Origin of the sequence: Exiguobacterium sp. PvP048 (genome assembly GCF_040549175.1) — a bacterium.
Taxonomy (GTDB): Bacteria; Bacillota; Bacilli; order Exiguobacteriales; family Exiguobacteriaceae; genus Exiguobacterium_A; species Exiguobacterium_A artemiae.
Map to the genome: position 1 here is coordinate 125,414 of NZ_JBEPSU010000005.1, position 17,453 is coordinate 142,866.

At 47.8% G+C, this 17,453-nt stretch carries 16 protein-coding genes; 9 read left to right on the forward strand and 7 right to left on the reverse strand.

The features are described 5' to 3' along the window. Window positions 1-1,638: a glycosyl hydrolase family 28-related protein gene (locus ABIC15_RS10940; protein ID WP_354020699.1), complete on the reverse strand. Its 1,638-nt coding sequence runs from the start codon at window positions 1,636-1,638 to the stop codon at window positions 1-3. Between the two features lie 146 nt (window positions 1,639-1,784). On the opposite strand from ABIC15_RS10940, the gene ABIC15_RS10945 reads away from it, so the two are divergent. From ABIC15_RS10945 to ABIC15_RS10960, 4 genes are all read left to right on the forward strand, one after another. Continuing rightward, window positions 1,785-2,546 (forward strand): hypothetical protein, encoded by a 762-nt coding sequence (locus ABIC15_RS10945; protein WP_354020700.1) that lies wholly within the window; start codon window positions 1,785-1,787, stop codon window positions 2,544-2,546. Between the two features lie 65 nt (window positions 2,547-2,611). After that, entirely contained in the window at window positions 2,612-3,118 is a 507-nt protein-coding gene (locus tag ABIC15_RS10950; RefSeq protein WP_012371804.1) for a hypothetical protein, read from the forward strand. 285 nt (window positions 3,119-3,403) lie between these two features. Then, on the forward strand, window positions 3,404-4,387 hold the full coding sequence (locus ABIC15_RS10955; RefSeq protein WP_012371803.1) for a YhdH/YhfP family quinone oxidoreductase: 984 nt from the start codon (window positions 3,404-3,406) through the stop codon (window positions 4,385-4,387). A gap of 71 nt (window positions 4,388-4,458) precedes the next feature. Then, window positions 4,459-5,325 carry a hypothetical protein gene (locus ABIC15_RS10960; protein ID WP_354020701.1) on the forward strand — a complete coding sequence of 289 codons (867 nt, stop codon included), beginning with the start codon at window positions 4,459-4,461 and terminating at the stop codon, window positions 5,323-5,325. Between the two features lie 98 nt (window positions 5,326-5,423). Here the strand turns inward: ABIC15_RS10960 and ABIC15_RS10965 are convergent, their stop codons facing one another. From ABIC15_RS10965 to ABIC15_RS10975, 3 genes are all read right to left on the reverse strand, one after another. After that, window positions 5,424-6,959: a M4 family metallopeptidase gene (locus tag ABIC15_RS10965; RefSeq protein WP_354020702.1), complete on the reverse strand. Its 1,536-nt coding sequence runs from the start codon at window positions 6,957-6,959 to the stop codon at window positions 5,424-5,426. A gap of 177 nt (window positions 6,960-7,136) precedes the next feature. Beyond that, window positions 7,137-7,568, reverse strand: a complete 432-nt coding sequence (locus ABIC15_RS10970; protein ID WP_012371800.1) for a GyrI-like domain-containing protein — start codon at window positions 7,566-7,568, stop codon at window positions 7,137-7,139. 21 nt (window positions 7,569-7,589) lie between these two features. Beyond that, window positions 7,590-9,083 (reverse strand): HD domain-containing phosphohydrolase, encoded by a 1,494-nt coding sequence (locus tag ABIC15_RS10975; RefSeq protein WP_214767226.1) that lies wholly within the window; start codon window positions 9,081-9,083, stop codon window positions 7,590-7,592. A gap of 282 nt (window positions 9,084-9,365) precedes the next feature. Here ABIC15_RS10975 and ABIC15_RS10980 point away from each other — a divergent pair, with 282 nt between their 5' ends. The 5 genes from ABIC15_RS10980 (at window position 9,366) to ABIC15_RS11000 (ending at window position 15,020) form a co-directional block, all read left to right on the forward strand. Continuing rightward, entirely contained in the window at window positions 9,366-11,750 is a 2,385-nt protein-coding gene (locus tag ABIC15_RS10980) for an immune inhibitor A domain-containing protein (RefSeq protein WP_354020703.1), read from the forward strand. 265 nt (window positions 11,751-12,015) lie between these two features. Continuing rightward, entirely contained in the window at window positions 12,016-12,216 is a 201-nt protein-coding gene (locus tag ABIC15_RS10985; RefSeq protein ID WP_012371797.1) for a cold-shock protein, read from the forward strand. 126 nt (window positions 12,217-12,342) lie between these two features. Next, window positions 12,343-13,308: a ring-cleaving dioxygenase gene (locus ABIC15_RS10990; protein ID WP_012371796.1), complete on the forward strand. Its 966-nt coding sequence runs from the start codon at window positions 12,343-12,345 to the stop codon at window positions 13,306-13,308. A gap of 77 nt (window positions 13,309-13,385) precedes the next feature. Then, a complete protein-coding gene (locus ABIC15_RS10995) occupies window positions 13,386-13,685 on the forward strand; it encodes a DUF3817 domain-containing protein (protein ID WP_012371795.1) in 300 nt (99 codons plus the stop codon). Window positions 13,686-13,787: 102 nt separating this feature from the next. Beyond that, a complete protein-coding gene (locus ABIC15_RS11000) occupies window positions 13,788-15,020 on the forward strand; it encodes a DEAD/DEAH box helicase (RefSeq protein ID WP_012371794.1) in 1,233 nt (410 codons plus the stop codon). Between the two features lie 52 nt (window positions 15,021-15,072). Here the strand turns inward: ABIC15_RS11000 and ABIC15_RS11005 are convergent, their stop codons facing one another. The 3 genes from ABIC15_RS11005 to ABIC15_RS11015 form a co-directional block, all read right to left on the reverse strand. Then, complete coding sequence (locus ABIC15_RS11005; protein ID WP_012371793.1) at window positions 15,073-15,486, reverse strand: DUF2231 domain-containing protein; 414 nt, start codon at window positions 15,484-15,486, stop codon at window positions 15,073-15,075. Between the two features lie 74 nt (window positions 15,487-15,560). Further along, window positions 15,561-16,733 carry a sensor histidine kinase gene (locus ABIC15_RS11010; RefSeq protein ID WP_012371792.1) on the reverse strand — a complete coding sequence of 391 codons (1,173 nt, stop codon included), beginning with the start codon at window positions 16,731-16,733 and terminating at the stop codon, window positions 15,561-15,563. Continuing rightward, complete coding sequence (locus ABIC15_RS11015; RefSeq protein WP_012371791.1) at window positions 16,726-17,403, reverse strand: response regulator transcription factor; 678 nt, start codon at window positions 17,401-17,403, stop codon at window positions 16,726-16,728. Before ABIC15_RS11015 ends, ABIC15_RS11010 begins: the two co-directional genes overlap by 8 nt. Window positions 17,404-17,453: the final 50 nt, after the last annotated feature.

Genomic DNA, 17,453 nt, shown 5'->3' on the forward strand with positions numbered 1-17,453 from the left:
TCAACTTAATGTAGCGTGTGTCCGGACCGGTACTTTGTAGCCGGTCGCAATAAACCGTTCCAGTTCCGGCTCAGACTTGGCGTTCAGACCGACTGTTCCATCGCCCTTAATGGCGACATTTGTCAACCGGACGTGTTCGATGTTCGGACCAATCGTGATGCCGTGTTTGGCTGAATCTTCAATCCGGACATCAATCAGCCGGACGTCTTCTGCCCGGTTGTCTCCGCCGAAGACCTGGATATCCGTTTTCGCCTGACGGAAGCCGCTCATCTTGACCTGACTCAATGTGACGTTTCGGGCTTTGTATTGAATCCCGATCATCGGCTGTTCCTGATAATCATAATACGGATCACCGAGGACCGTGAAATCGTGAATGACGACATTTCGATAGGCAGAGACGATAAGAGCACGCGGCTTCGAGTTTTGATACAGCGGCGTATACAGCGGTGTCTGGGCAATCAGCCGGGTCGCAATGATGTTGTATGCCGTTTGGGACGTCGGATCCGTTGCTTGATGATGACCGATATGACGGAAGTTAAATGACCGGTGATCATCGACAGACAGATGCCCGACGATTTTAACGGTCGATGCGGCAGATGACGTCGCGTGCGCCTTGATTTCAAGACCGCCGAAGCAGCGGGTCGTCGCATTGTTAAATAACCAGACATCCCGGGAACCGTCATCGATCTCAATCCCGTTTGAGTTCGAGAAGCCGGCCGCATGGGCGCGTCCGCTCGGATCATGCATGAAACAGTTCGAGATGAACAGATGGTCACTGTGATGGGTCGTAATCCCGTCATCACCAAATCCGGATCCGGTCAGACCGTCGAACCAGATGAACGAACTGCTGAGATTGGCCCGTGCCCCGTCACCGTTATAGTTGTAGTACGGAGTTGAAATATCAAAGCAGTGTAATCCCGGATTGACCGCATCGACGTCAAAGACCCACCCGTACGTCACGTGCGCATAGGTCAAGCAACTCGAATGATTGCCCCACGTGCTACTTTTTTTGGCGTCACCGATCCGCTCGATGTTCCAATCCAGTGTCATCCGTTCAACGAGCAGATGATGATTGCCGAGTAAGTAATTTTGATTCGTAATCAACCGGCGTCCTTTCGGTGCCGCGTCATGCAGTTTTAAAATTGTCTGTCCTTTTCCGTCCCCGGTCAAAATCGTGTAACTCGGCAGGCGGATGCCGCGGACCAGATACGTGCCGGCCGGAACGTGGACTTGCCGGTGCCCGTCCGCGAGTGCTTCCTCAAAAGCGAGCGTATCGTCGGTCACGCCGTCACCGACCGCCCCATAGTCTTTGACATCGACTTTTTCGACGTTACTGATCAATTGCTCGAATTCATACGTCAGCCGTCCGAACCAGCTGGGCCGGACTTCATCTTGTTCACTGACGAACGCTTTCGTCAACGGAAGGATGTGTTTATCCCGATCCGTCAAAAAGAGCGGTGAAATCAAGGACCGGAGATACCGGCTCGGGTGAGGTGTACGGCGCGGCGCGACGAATGAGCTGTCTTTCATCAGTTGCTCCGCCCGGAAGACGGCCTCTTGATTTGATTTCGTTTCGGTATATTCTGCAATCAGTTGTCCGTTTTGATATGGATCATGTGTATGATCTAAGTTCAACATACTTGAAACCCCTCTCTAAAAATCACTTCTTTCCTTTTCCCGTCCCACTCCGGATTCAAGCTCTTTTCTTTAAAAAACAAAAAATTCCGATAATTAGGGTCAGACTCGTATATAATGGATAAAAATTACATTAACGAGGTGAGGACGTGCGCTTTCGAAGTCGATTGCTTATTTTGATAGGTGTGGTCATTTTAGGACTTGGCATCATAAAACCATTGGCTGAGGCAGGATACGGTGCTTTACAAAACGTCGAAGTGTTTCCGGGTGGTGGTCAGCAGCCGAGTTGTGTAAGCAACTGTGAATCTGAACCGTTGACGTTTTGGTGGTCGTACTTGTTTAAGAAAAAAGAATTACCGCCTGGACAAATTAAATATGGATATGAGACGGATGGACCAGGAGAAGGCGGTGGAAAACCAGAAAAAGAAAAATTCATTTCACTTGGATTTCATTCGTTTTCAAAAGGCGAAGGCAAAGAAGGCGAAAGTGGCTTTCCCTATCTATTGATCGCGATTAGTCTCGCCGGTTTGACCGGACTATTTCTGATTGTTCGGCGTTTCCGAAAACGAAAGAAATGGGACAATACTGAAAACGAGTTAGTACCACGTTCGGTTCGAATAAAAAAACGCCTGGGAGAAACGGAACCAAAAGACGAACTGCCGCCATTACCGGTCGAACAGGTCCGGCAACAGGTTGTCTTGTTTAACCGTCATCTTCCCCAAAAACTGAAGCGTCGCGAAACCGAGTCATTCCGGGAATGGTTTGCCCGGATCGGTTTTCAACCATCCCCTGAGTTGCGACAGCTGTATGAGGCGGTCCGCTATGATCCAAATCAATCGTCTGATGTGATGAAGACGTTGCTGACAGACATTGAACAGGACTTTTCCGATTATCTCGGACGATTCAAATGAAACCTTTTCGGACGGACAGGCGTACAGGTTAAAAGAACGTTATCAGGAAACGGGGGATTGAAGAGATGTATTTAGCAGATGCTGTGAAGCTAAAAAGTATCTTACGGAAGCAACTCGAACAGCTGGTCGAGGAAGTAGACCGGATTGCGTTTGTGGATCTCGAAAAAGGTGAGGCTTTGCCGACCGCTCAGGAACGCACGCTGCCGGATGTCGAGTCAGCGATGGATGAAGTCCGACGGGATATGCGGACACTCGATCGGTTAGTGTACGCAGCGAATTTGTCGACCATGATCGAGACGACGGAAGGTGAAATGCCTCTCGTCGAAGCGATTGAATTGGCAACGCAACTTCGGGCAAAGGCAACACAGTTCCAAGAACTTGCGGCCCGTCCGAAACGTGAATTCCAATACGGATTTGAAGGAACGACGGTCATTCGGCATGCCCTGTACGATCCGGATGCGTATCGGATTAAAGCGCAGGAAATCGAGCGGTCGGCACACCGGATTTCCAATGCGATCAACGCCGCCAATTACCGGACGGAGATTGATTTTGACGGGACACGTTATATGTGATCCTTGATCAGGTGAGACTCCTGATCAAGGACGGCGCTTTGACACAAACCTCTTCCAATCGGGAATTACGACGGCCACGGCACACCTATGACCACTGACCGATGACATGTTTACCTGTCACTCGTGACTACCTGCGGAAAACCAGTTTCCTTTCGTCAGACGCCAAAAACCGTGAATGCTTCGGCATTCGCGGTTTTTTTCATGGCGATCCGATCAAAACAGGTATGCCCGGGACAGTGTTTGGGTATAACTTACTGGAAGTCATTCATGAAGGAGGACTGGAAGATGAAAGAGACATTTAAAGCATTCGTCGTTCGGGAACAGGACGAGGAATTTACGGGAGCACTGGAAACGAAGCACATTGCCGACTTGCCCGAAGGAGATGTCATGATCCGCGTCGACTATTCCTGCATCAATTATAAGGATGCGCTGTCGGTTACGGGCAACCGGGGAGTGACGAAAGAATATCCGCATACACCGGGAGTGGATGCAGCAGGGCATGTCGTCGCGTCAACTGATCCGCGATTTCAAGAAGGCGAAGCGGTTGTCGTCAACGGGTTCGATTTTGGAATGAATACGTCCGGTGGTTTTCAAGAGTACATACGCGTTCCGGGAGACTGGATCACACCATTGCCGGACGGATTCACGACCTTTGAAGCAATGGCTTACGGTACAGCAGGATTAACGGCTGCTCAATCCGTCGACGAACTTTTGCAACGGGTCAAGCCGGAGGACGGACCGGTTCTCGTGACCGGTGCGACCGGGGGTGTCGGCAGCATTGCCGTTGCGCTTCTGCTGAAACTGGGATTCGTCGTCCATGCCGTCACCGGCAAAGAAGCGGAAGTCGATCGGTTGAAACAGGAAGGCGTGACAGAAGTCTTATCCCGGCAATCGTTTTTGGATGAGACGGCCCGTCCATTGAAAAAAGGTATATATGCCGGCATCATCGATACGGTCGGAGGACCGTTGCTTGCCTCCGTCATTCGCTCTGTTCAATACGGTGGACTGGTTACGACATGCGGGAATGTCGGAGGCGCCGAGATGACGTTGACGGTGTATCCGTTTATCTTACGGGGGGTTCGGTTGATCGGGATTGATGCTGTTCAACTTCCGATTGCTGAACGGGTGCGTCTGTGGCATCAACTGGCGAATGACTGGAAACTGCCGATTCAGGAGTGGGTCGATACAAAAAGCCTGAGTGAGATTTCAAACGTCGTCGCGTCACTTCTTGACGGAACCCATCAAGGTAGAACTGTCATCGAAATTTAACCACTGCCGGCACAGCATTCGGTGGTATAGTGATTAAAAAAGTGTCTAGGTCAATTCAGGAGGAACAATAGATGAGTCAAAATGAACAACAGAAAGAACAAGAACGGTTATCCCGGAAAGAACGCCGGAAGCAGAAGCGGAATCGCCGGAGCGTTGCGTTGGGCGGTATTTTGGCGACTGTCCTGATTGTCGGCGGATGGGGTTATATGGTGTCGACGAATGATGCCAGCCAAGCGACGTCGACCGTCGAGTCACCGAAAACGACCGGAGGCGAACAAGAGAAAGAAGCGAAAGATACGAAAAAATCAGCGTCGGCTGAGCAAAAGAAAAAAGAGAAGAAAGCCAAGAAAAAGACGGATAAACCAGAAATCAGCCAAGCTGCATGGGTCACGCGTCCTTTTGCGGATGTCTATCAGGATGCCAATCGGAGTAGCGTTATCTATAAAGCTGATTTAGGGGATGTCTATGAAATTTTAGATGTGGAGAACGGGATGGTTCACTTGAAATTGAGTGATGCTGTCGAAGGTTATATTCCGGAAACAGATGTCCGGATGGATGTTCCGTCGTCCGTCAAAGACAAGACATTGCTTGAGACATTATCACAAGTCGTTGCCAATCAACCAATCGAGAAGCCGGAACAATACCTCGGGCAGCCGCTCGAAAAATTCGAAGCGAAGTACGGTAAGCTCGGGAATACGCAAAAAGATGCCGTCAACACGTATCACTTCTCAAATGCGGGTTATCTGCTTGTCGTATCCGACGGAATCGTCGAAGCGATCGACTGGACGAATGCATCAGCCTCCGGTCTGTCGGCTTTAGGGGAACCTGTCGTTGAAACGAGTTACGGTACATGGTACCAGGGTGAGAAATTACAATTGAAAGCTTTCCCGGACAATGGATCAACGCGACTTCGTCTCGCGCGTGACCCAGGGAAATAAACCGGAACGGTCTGTTTTTGACAGATCGTTTTTTTTCGTAAAAAAAACCTCCCGAGTCATGGACTCAGGAGGTCGAAAATCCTTGGGAGGAAGTTTTCTTAGTAGACGCCGACAGCATCAAATGATTTCGCTGCTGCTGTTGCTTCTGCACTTGTCGAACCGTAAAGGTCTTTCGCTGATTGAACGACTGCTGCGCGGAGCGAGCTGAAGTTCGAGTTCGGAGTCAAGTAAACGCTGAGGGCACGGTAGTAGATTGCGCCGAGTTTCGGTACGCCGACACCAGTGACTGTGACACCAGTGTGTGTTCCACCGTTACCGAGAAGGTAAGCGGCTTTGTTGACGATACCAGAGTTCGTGTGGACACCACCGTTATCCTGTGTACCTGTGTAGCGTTTTGAGTAGTGGTCCGGATCGCCGTAAGCAGCCGGGTTAGACATCGAACGGAGTGCGTCGCCGCTGACACCAGGTGTATAGATGTCTTCTCCTACAAGCCAATCGAAGTTCGATCCGACTGAGTATTCAGCAACTGTTCCCATGATATCGGAAACCGCTTCGTTGATGGCACCCGACTCATTTTGATAGACGAGTCCAGCTGTGTATTCTGTGACGGCATGCGTCAATTCGTGGGCAACAACGTCAAGTGCGCCAGAGAGGTATGTGAATGTTGAACCGTCTCCATCACCATAGACCATCTTCGTTCCATCCCAGAACGCATTGTTGTAGCTCGTTGAATAGTGGACTGAAGAGTTAAGTGCAGCACCTGCGTTGTCATAACTGTTGCGGCCGTATGTGTTTTTGTAGAAATCATACGTTTTTACTGCATTAACTTGCGCGCTGACAGCGGCACGGTCGTATGTTGTATTGAATTGGTTATCAAGATCCGCCCAAAGCGAACCTGGAAGCGTGTTACGTTTTTTTGCATCGTACGTGTAGATCCCTTTACCGCGTGTCGAATCTTGTAAGTAGTAGTAAGAACCGCTCTTCACTGTGTTGAAAGTGGCAGTAGTTCCGAGAACCGTAGTACCTGTACCGACAGAAGTCGTTCCGGTAACTGTGTTGACCGGTTTTGCGTGAGCGAGTTGGTCGTATTTATTAAGAACTTTACCTGAATTCGCATCGATGAAGTAAGTCCAGCGTGACGGCTCTTTGCCGGCGAGGACAGTTGATGTGACTTTGTAAGCATAGACCGCGTCGTCTTTGACTGGATAGATGACGAGTTCTGCTTTAGGAGCCACTTCGAATTCTGTTGCTTTGATGGCTTTTTGATAAAGTTTAAGTGCTTTTTTCTCAGAGAGTGATGCTTTTTTAGCGAGACCAGGTTTCCCTTTGACGTTGATTGCATCATTTACGACTGCTTTCAAAGTACCGTCTTTCGCAACGTTACCGACGACGACACTACCGAAGACCGGGACGCCATCCACTTCTTGTTGGAGACGTACGATGTTAGATGATCCATCTTTTTGGACATCTTGGACAGAGAAATCACCTTTTTTGTTGACGTACTCTTTAACGATTGATTCAGCTGGTTCTGATGATGCTTTCGTCAGTTTACCGGCTTGAAGACCTTCTGCTCCGACGACTGTAGGAACGACAAGTACACTTGCGACAAGCGATGTAGCGAGAAACTTTTTCAAAATAAATCGCCTCCTTGTTTGGGTTGAGTCTAACTATGCCAAAGAAAGGATAAAACGAGAATAAGCCGTTCGCATTAATTAGAATTTTCTGAATATAGTACTTAATACCCGGACTGAATAGTTAAGTGACAGAAAAAAATAAGGAATGACAGAAAAAAACCGCTCAAGAGAGCGGTTTTAAAGGATACGTTGATAGAGATGATGTGTATTGTCACGTGTCTCGTCAATTTTAAAATTCAGCGGATCCAGTGTAATACCTTGCTTCTGCGCAAAGCGCTGCATCTTCTCGAACGATTTCCAAATCTCAATGTCAGGCCCTTCATGTTTCCAAAAAATATAACGGGCAGGAGGAATGTGATGTCCTTTCATCCCTTTAGGAATATGCTCAAGCGATTCTACCGGAAGACCGATACACTGCATATGTTTTGTCCCGCGTTGTCCAAGTGACAAATCAAGTGGATAACTTCCCGGTTCAGCGGGAATTTCATGCGAGCGTCGTGAAAATTCACGCCACAGTTCCGGCATGAGTGTATGCAATTCATTTTCTTCGCATGTCAAACCAAGTCCGACAACATACAATTCGTGACGATCGACAATTTTAGGGTGCATAAGAAACTCCTTTCATGAAAATCAAGAGGCAGTGATGACAGGAGGTCTCTTCAAATCAAGAAACAGTTGTGTAAAGGAAGCATCCCATTGTGTCCCGCTACCTTCTTCCAAAATGGCGAGTGCTTTTGCAACGGGCATTCCTTTCCGGTAAGGTCGATCGGATGTCATCGCGTCATAGGCATCAGCAATCGCCATGATCCGTCCGAAGACAGGAATCGATTCTCCCGCCAAACCTTCTGGATAACCTTTCCCATCGTAACGCTCGTGATGGTACTTTACCCCAGGAAGAATCGGTTGTAACTTCTCCGGGAGATGAACTTGCGATAAAATATGCACGCCGATGACGGGGTGTTGTTTGATTTTATCGAATTCCTCACCAGTTAAGCGTCCTTCCTTCAAGAGAACATCATCCCGGATTCCGATTTTTCCAATGTCGTGTAAAAGAGCAGATTTACGCAACAGCTCGACTTGATCGTCGGCCAAGCCGGCGGCCCGGGCAATCTCAACCGAATATTCCGCAACACGTAAGGAATGTCCGGCGGTATAAGGATCCCGGGCATCCAGTGTCGCAGCAAACAAGGTAAACAAACTATCGAGTAACTGCTCATTTTCCTGATCACGTCCTTGGATACCTTCGACCATCAGGTTAAAGCCGCCAACCAATTGAGAGAATTCATCGGAAAAAGGATTGTTGATCGTATTCAGCTGACCCGACTCAATCTGGGCAACTCCTTCTTGCAAAGCCAAAATCGGTTTTTGGATATTTTCATATAGAAGCAAACTGCAAAATGTCGCAAGACAAAGGATGACGATTAAGATTAAGGTCGACCAACTCCAGTAGGAGCGCAGGCTCTCGTTCTCTGTCAGCTGGACGGCAGAAGCGAGAACGAACAATAAAATCGGGAAGACACCAATGATCAGTGTACTGATTAACATTTTTTGCCGGAGGCTGATGAAGTCCTTTTTGGTCAGGATAAGCTCACCATGACCATATTGTTGCGATTGAACCGTTAATTCTGCCAACATGGATTCCGTGACACGATACGTTAAGAAAAATTCGATCAAAGCATGCAAGATGGCAACGAGAATGGCACCGAAGCAAGCAAGACCGATCAGATAATACGGCATTTCGAGCCATTGGAAATGAATGGCGAGTGCCGTTAAGGAAGAAGAAGGAATCGATAATCCCAGGAAATGAGGTCCGAGTATCCGTTTGATGGTCAGTAACGGAAAACGGTGAGTCGTCCGAAAAGCAGCAGTAAGTTGTGCTTGGCTTGGAGTCGATGTCTGGAAGAACTGATAGAGCGGACGCATATGTTTTCGATAGATCGTATATTCGAAGCTGAACATTAAAACAACAGAGAGAAACATGATTGTCAGCAAAGTTACACGTTCTCGTGCATCGAATGTCAACGTTTCGAAAATAAATAGACAGCCGACGCCGAAAACAGCGACAAAGGATCCAATCAAGTAATTTTTCAAAAGTTGTCGTTCGAATTTTTGGAGATGTGTCATGAGTTGCCTCCTTTTTGAATTAAGTCATGTATGTAGCGTATCGCGATACGTAACCGACAATCTGTTCTCTTTTAAAAAATGAGGGGAACGATTGATGAACGGTTTATTATTAATATCGGTCAATTTCCGTAAAAATGAACTAAATTCCAAAAATAGGTATAGTTACAAAGTACTAATTGTTCTAAAAGTAATTGATTAAGCAACTAAAACAATATATGATTTGAATATTCAGAAAAGTTATCTCAGTCATGCTTTTCACTACTACATAGGGGGTCAGTTCACGTGGGAAAAAAGAAACAGCTTAGCTTAGCCGTCTTATCCGGAATCACGGCAGCCGCATTTGCCGTTGGTCCAGTTTTACCTGGTGGGAAGGTAAAATCTGTTGAAGCTGCTGAAAAAGCAGTAGCCGGTGCACCGATGGATTTAAACACGGTTGATCAGGAACGTCTATTGAAAGTGCTTGAAAAACGTGGGGTCGTCTCAAAAGCAGCATCTGCAGCAGAAAAACAAAAAGCCGTTCAAAAGTATCTTGATAAAAAAGCAAACGGGAAACCGGAAGCCGATCATGATCATGAGACGGAAAAAGAAGCGAAATTTGATCAAAAAACAAAGGATTTCTTGACGAAACAGAAAGATCAACTGGCGAAACAACTCGCTAAAAATCACAATAACTACAAAAAAGGTAAAAAAGATGGGTTTGTCAAAGTCGATAAAGCCAAACAAGCAGCTTACAATGGTGCTACCCGCACAGACAAAGTACTCGTCTTACTTGTCGAATACAGCGACTTCAAGCATAACAACGTCGTTCAAGAACCGGGATACATGTATTCGAACGACTTTAACCAAAAACATTATCAAGACCTGATGTTCGGGGATAAAGAATTCGAGCTGTTCAACGGCGATAAGGTCAAGACGTTCAAACAATATTACGAAGAACAATCCGGCGGCAGCTACTCAGTCGACGGGAAAGTATCGAACTGGTTAACAGTACCGGGGACCGCAAAAGATTATGGTTCAGACAATCCGAAAGGCGGCAATGATAACCTTCCGGGGGCAAAAGGACCACGCGGTCTCGTTAAAGATTCGTTGAATGCAGCTGTAAAATCCGGCATTAACCTGGCAGAGTATGATCAATTTGATCAGTACGATTTAGACGGTGACGGCAACCAGAATGAGCCGGACGGTCTCGTCGATCACTTGATGATTCTTCATGCCGGAACAGGACAAGAAGCAGGCGGCGGTACACTCGGCGACGACGCAATCTGGTCGCACCGTTGGACACTTGATGGAGTTTATCCTGTTGCGAATACAACTTCAAATTCTACAAACTGGGGCGGCAAGATGGCAGCCTTCGATTATACGGTTCAACCGGAAGACGGTGCAGTCGGCGTCTTCGCTCACGAATTCGGACACGATCTTGGACTTCCGGATGAGTATGATACACAGTATACAGGTCAAGGTGAGCCGGTTGCTTCATGGTCGATCATGAGTGGCGGTAGCTGGAACGGTAGAATTGCCGGAGCAGAACCGACAAGCTTCTCACCACAAAATAAAGAGTTCTTCCAAAACGTCATGGGCGGGAACTGGGCGAACATCCAGAACGTTGATTTCGATTCACTTTCAAAAGCGGGAACGGCTTCATACCTCGATCAAAGTGTCACGAAATCAAAAAATCCTGGAATCATCAAAGTGAACTTACCGAAAAAGCCGGTTAAAGGAATCGCTCCAGCTTTCGGTAAAAAGTATTACTACAGCACAAAAGGGAATGATCTCCACACGTCAATGACGTCACCGGAGTTTGATTTGACGGCTGCGACATCTGCGAAGTTTGACTACAAAGCATACTTCGATGTCGAATTCGATTATGACTTCTTGAAAGTCACAGCAACAGCTGGCGGCGTATCAAAAGTAATCGATGTCATCGGTGACGAGGATACGGACGGCGATCAACGCGCTGAATCTTCAAAAGGTGCATGGGTCGACAAATCATATGACCTCAGCGAATTTGCCGGTAAAAAGGTTACATTGACGTTCGACTACACAGGGGATGCCGGTCTTGCCCTCGATGGTTTTGCGCTTGATAACGCAAAACTGACAGTCGACGGAAAAGTCGTCTTTGAAGACGATGCAGAAGGTACTCCGAAATTTAAATTGGACGGTTTCGTGGCTTCGGATGGTTTCAGCTATGCGGACAACGCATACTACCTCGAATGGCGGAACTATGCAGGCTCAGATAAAGCACTTGAGCATGCACGTGGCGTGAAATACAACACGGGTCTCGTCGTTTGGTATGCCGATAGCAGCTTCACAGACAACTGGGTTGGCGTTCACCCAGGTGAAGGATTCCTCGGTGTCGTCGATTCACATCCAAAAGCAATCGTTGGAACACTCAAAGGACAACCAGTCGTCACAGAAAGCACACGTTACCAAATCGCGGATGCGGCTTTCAGCTTCGACAAAGCACCAGCATGGCTCATCGACTCGCCATCACGTGGTCTTTACGATTACAAAGGACTTTCTGGCGTAACGAAGTTTGATGATTCTAAATCGTATATCGATCAATTGATTCCGGATGCAGGAAAACTGCTCCCGAACAACGGTCTTAAAGTACAAGTCATCGGTGAAGCGAAAGATAACTCTGCTGGAGCAGTCTGGATCCACCGTTAAGAAAAAGGAGCAGGTTCGGAGCAATCCGAATCTGTTTTTTTTAGTTCGAAAAGTGGAATCAATTGGTAAAATATTGGTCAGACAACTTGACTTTTAAAGCGCAATCATTTTATACTGACGTTAGCTTAATATTGTTATTGTCACTACTGATTCACATTGCGTCACGAACAATCTTTTCGTCGCTCCATGTATTTCGGGACAATAATGAATTTCTTTCATATGCGCGGCATATGTATTAAGTAATTTATTTTTGGAGGTTGTTCCCATGAACACAGGTAAAGTAAAATGGTTTAACGCAGAAAAAGGTTTCGGTTTCATCGAAGTTGAAGGCGGAGAAGACGTATTCGTACATTTCTCAGCAATCACTGGTGAAGGTTTCAAATCACTTGACGAAGGTCAAGAAGTTGAATTCGAAATCACTGAAGGCGCACGTGGAGCACAAGCTGCTAACGTCGTAAAACTTTAATCTTAACTTTTCAATCGTCCTTTTTCGAAAGGGCGATTTTTTTAATGAGTTAATATCTTTAATTCAAGATATATGTGCGCTATACTGACGATACAAACTATTCATTCAGAAAAGGACGTGGCAAACATGGAATTACTCGGTATTCATCATGTATCCATTTTAACGGGGATGGCAGAACGCAACTATCAATTTTATACACAGGTTCTCGGGATGCGTCTGATCAAAAAAACGGTCAATCAGGATGATACGACGTCATATCATCTCTTTTACGGAGATGCGGAAGGCAATCCGGGAACGGATCTGACGTTTTTTGATATCCCGCATTTAGGGACCGGTGTACCCGGTGCGTCAAGCATTTCGTCGACATCACTCCGTGTCAAAACAACAGCGTCCCTTCAGTTTTGGAGAGACCGCTTTATACAACAAAGCGTGGACCATGATGCGATTGTCGAACGGGCGGGGCGTCAGACGCTGGCGTTCCGTGATCAGGAAGGAACCCGGTTGATTCTTGTCGCAGAAGACGGCGAACAGGGGGTCGCAGGAGGTGTGCCATGGAAACACGATGAGATTCCGGCTGAACATGCCATCGTCGGCTTAGGTGCCGTGACGCTGACCGTCAATGATCCGGAACCGACGGCTCTTGTCTTAACGGAAGTCCTCGGCTTTAAGAAAATCGGCAGTTATCCATCGCTGGCCGGTGATTTTGCGGAGATTGATGTCTACTCGACGGGACAAGGCGGAATCGGGGCAGAAGTGCATCTCGAAGCTCGTCCGGATCTCGACCGGGAACGTCTCGGACGTGGCGGCGTCCACCATGTAGCGTTCCGTGTCCCGAACAGTGAAGAGTATGACTTATGGGTGAAACGATTGAAAGAATACCGTCTGCCAAACTCAGGGAAAGTCGACCGTCACTATTTCCAGGCGCTCTATTTCCGCGAACCGAATCATATTTTGTTTGAATTATCGACGGATACACCGGGATTCGCAACGGATGAATCGGTCGAAACGCTCGGCGAGACATTGGCACTTCCACCGTTCCTTGAGCCAAAGCGCCAAGAGATTGAAGCCCGTCTTCGCCCACTCGAAATCTGACAATCCTGTGACACAGGTCACAGACTGACGGGCGTCCCGTATACTAAAGACAGGAACCAGAAAAAAGGAGTGACGGGATGTTAGGAACTACGTTAGGTCAATTTCGATTGATTGCGATTTTAGAAGGTATTTCATTTTTAGTCTTACTGTTGATTGCCATGCCCTTAAAGTATATGGCAGGCATTCCGGAAGCCGTTTCCGTCGTCGGAGCCATGCACGGTGTTTTATTCGTCATGTATGCGCTATGGCTTGCTGTCGTTAAATTCAAATACCGTTGGTCGTTTGTAAAAGCAGGGATCGCCTTTATCGCTTCGTTCATTCCATTCGGGACATTTGTACTCGATCGAAAGTTAAAACAGGAAGCAACAAACGCGTAAATTGTGTATACTAGAAAAAGCACGGCTGTGGATAACTGTTTTTGTCGATTCGAAGCAGGTTATCCACAGCTTTTTTCTGTGGATAATTTTTAGGAGGATACTATGTCAACATTTGAAGCACTACACATTCAAGAACAATGGGTCAAGAAATTACAAAAACAAGGCATCAAACAACCAACGCCGATTCAAGAGCAGGCGATTCCGCATTTGCTCGCCGGTCGTGATTTAATAGGAAAAGCGCAAACCGGAACAGGGAAGACACTGGCGTTTCTTCTGCCGATTCTCGAACAAATCGATTTAGAGAGCAAAACGGTTCAAGCGTTGATCGTCGCACCGACACGTGAACTCGCACGTCAGATTGCAGATGAAACACACAAGTTAATCCGGAACATGGAAGATATCCGTGCGCTGGCTGTATACGGTGGACAGGATGTCTTCAAACAAATCCAACGTCTCGGTCGCATGCCACAAATCATCATCGGGACACCGGGTCGGATTTTGGATCACGTCGGTCGTGGAACACTTGATTTGAGTGAATTGAAGACGCTTGTCCTGGATGAAGCGGATCAGATGCTGCAAATCGGATTCTTACCGGAAATCGAAGATATCATCGCAGCAGCACCGGTTGATCGTCAGTTCGTCATGTTATCAGCAACGATGCCGGAAAAAGTCGAGCAACTCGCGAAAACGTATTTGCGTGATCCGATTGAAGTCCAAGTCGAGGCAGAAAAAGTAACAGTCGACGCCATCGAACAGTTCGTCGTCGAAACGACGGATCGCCGGAAACAGGCGACACTCCGGACGATGCTTGACGAGATGCGTCCGTATGCCGCAATCATCTTCTGCCGGACACAACGCCGTGTCAGCAAGCTGAATGAAGAATTACAGATGCAAGGGTATCCGACGGATGAATTGCACGGTGGTTTGACACAAGGGAAACGTGAAAAAGCGATGGCGAAGTTCTATCAAGGAAAAACACCATTCCTGATTGCAACAGACGTTGCATCACGTGGTCTTGACGTGACGGGTGTCACGCACGTCTTCAACTACGATTTACCGGACGATGCGGAAAGTTATGTTCACCGGATTGGTCGGACAGGCCGTGCCGGAAACGACGGCGTAGCGATTTCAATCGTTACCCCACGCGACGGCCGCAGTTTCCGTGATATGGAACGCGAACTGGGTGTCGAAGTGACACCGATTGTCGTCGAACTTTCGGATGAAATGATTCGTGCACAGCACGATCAAAGCAAAGGAACGAAAAAACCGGCGGAAGGCCGCGGTAACACACGCCGCTCGAGCAACCGCCGTCCGGGCCGTGATCATCATAAATAAGTAAGTGAAAATCCCCTTTTCTCCATGGATTATTTGGAGGAAAGGGGATTTTTTATTTGGCGTATACCATCTGTCCGCCGAGATGACCGGTATAAGCGAGTAAACCGCTTCCGACGATTGCGACGAGCAGGCTTAGCATAAGCATTGTTTTTTTGTTGGAACGGTAGCCGAGCAACAGGAGGACAAAGGCAATTCCAAAGGCAACGAGGCTGAACAAGGCGAAATTTTCATGATTCGAGATGGCCGCGTGTGTTGCACTGCTCAGATTGGTTTCTGCATATTCTTCAGCCCCGTCACCCGATAAATACGCTGCGACGCCGGACAGCAGACCGGCAAATAACGTGATGAGGACAAATAATTTTAACTGGACCCATTTGAAACTGAACAGTAATAAGAGTGTTGCGAACAGTAAAAGAGCAATCGGTGCATGAACGAGCAGGGGATGAAGCGGTACGCCACCTAACATAAGATAACCTCCTTGATAAGTAATGGAACATACTGTTACTTTAACCGGGTTATCTGACAGTTAGCTGACGGTCATTAAGAAATTGGAAAAAGAATCGTGAAGCGTGTTCCGGTTTCGGGTGTGGATTCAACAAAGATAGTGGCTTGATGTGCATCGGCAATCGATTTGGCGATGGCGAGCCCGAGCCCGGTTCCGGTACCATGGCGAGAGTGATCACCGCGGAAGAACCGTTCAAATATCTTATCGTAATTTTCCGGTGGAATGCCGATTCCGTGATCAGCGATGGTTAATCGAACATCGGTTGACGTCTGTTGCAGGTAAACTTCAATATTAGCATCGCTGTAGGCAGCGGCATTTTCTAGAAAGATCGTCAACAGACGGATCAACTGGTTAGGATCGCCCTTGATCAACAAATTGGGCGCGACAGATAAGGCCAATGTCCGGTCGACTAACGTATGTTTAAACCGTTCAGAAGTCTGTGTGACGAGTGTACTTAAATCAATCGGGCTCATGGATCCGGGTTGACCTTCCCGGGCCAACAACAGTAAGTCGGAAACTAAATACTGCATCGAGGCCGTCTCTGCCTTCAAATCCGATAAGATTGTTTTTCCTTCCGTGCTGAGCGGCTCGGTCTCGAGTAACTCGATGCCGCTGTATAAAATCGTCAGCGGCGTCCTTAGTTCATGAGAAGCGTCTGATGTAAAACGGCGCTGTCGGTCAAAGGCTTGCTGAACGGGAACGACGGAACGACCGGCGAGTACGTAACTGAGACCCATCAAGACAAGGGTCGACAAAATCGTGATGCCGGCTAACATGGCGATCAGGCGCTGGAGTGTATCCTGTGTGGCAGAGATGTCTTTCATCAGAACAATCATACCCTGTTCATCATTATCCCGTTGATAAAGCAGATAGTGCCGGTCGTCGAATTCGACTTTTTGAGTTTCTTCATCTGCGGTCATAAAGCGCTGAAGGGTCTTCGCCGGTAAGTCGTCAGGAAGCGATGTGAAGCGGACTGAACCGTCCGGATTCATAATCTGAAAGTAAATCGGATTGCGGATTAACCGGTCTTCGCCGTGCTCGATCCGTTCGAACAGATCGCGGTCGGACACTGACTTTAATTGGTTCAGCTCGGTTTGATCGAGCAGCCGGGCGGTCGTGAAGTAAACACCGACTAAAATCAGAATCAACAACAGTAAAAACGTTCCGCTGAATAGTAGCGTCAGCCGTTTTCGAATGGTTTCAAGCATGAGGACCTCCGAGCCGATAACCGAATCCGCGAACCGTTTGAATCAAAGCCGGTGCACCGGCAGCATCGAGCTTTTTCCGGACGAGCCGAACGAGTGCGTCGAGTGCATTATCGGTGATATCTGCGCCGATTCCCCAAACGACTTCAATGATCAGCTCACGTCCCATGACCTGCTCCGGGCGGCGGAGCAACAGCGACAGAAATTCGAATTCACGACGTGTCAGCTCAAGTAACTGTCCGGCATAGGAAATCGTCTGAGTCGTGATATCAAGTTCGAGTTCCTGATACGAAACAGTCGAGACGAATGCCTTTTTCTGACGCCGGCTCAAGGCGCGGAGGCGTGCTAACAGTTCGTTTGCCTGAAAGGGTTTCACGAGATAATCATCGGCACCACTGTCGAGTCCGTGTACCAAATCGATTTCCGTATCACGGGCCGTCAACATCAGAATCCCGCCTTCAAAGCGTTCCCCGCGCAATTCAGTCGCTACTTCAATCCCGCTTTTATGTGGCATCATCCAGTCGAGGACCAATAAATCATAACGAAAAGTCTGGCATTGCTCGATGGCTTCGAGTCCGTCATGAGCCACATCGACCTGATAGCCGGCACGTTCCAAATGGAGCCGCAACATTTTGGCAAGCCGCTTGTCATCTTCTGCAATCAAAATCCGCATCCTTGTTCCTCCCGGTTTGTTTTTTCTTATTATCCCACAGTTGTCATCAG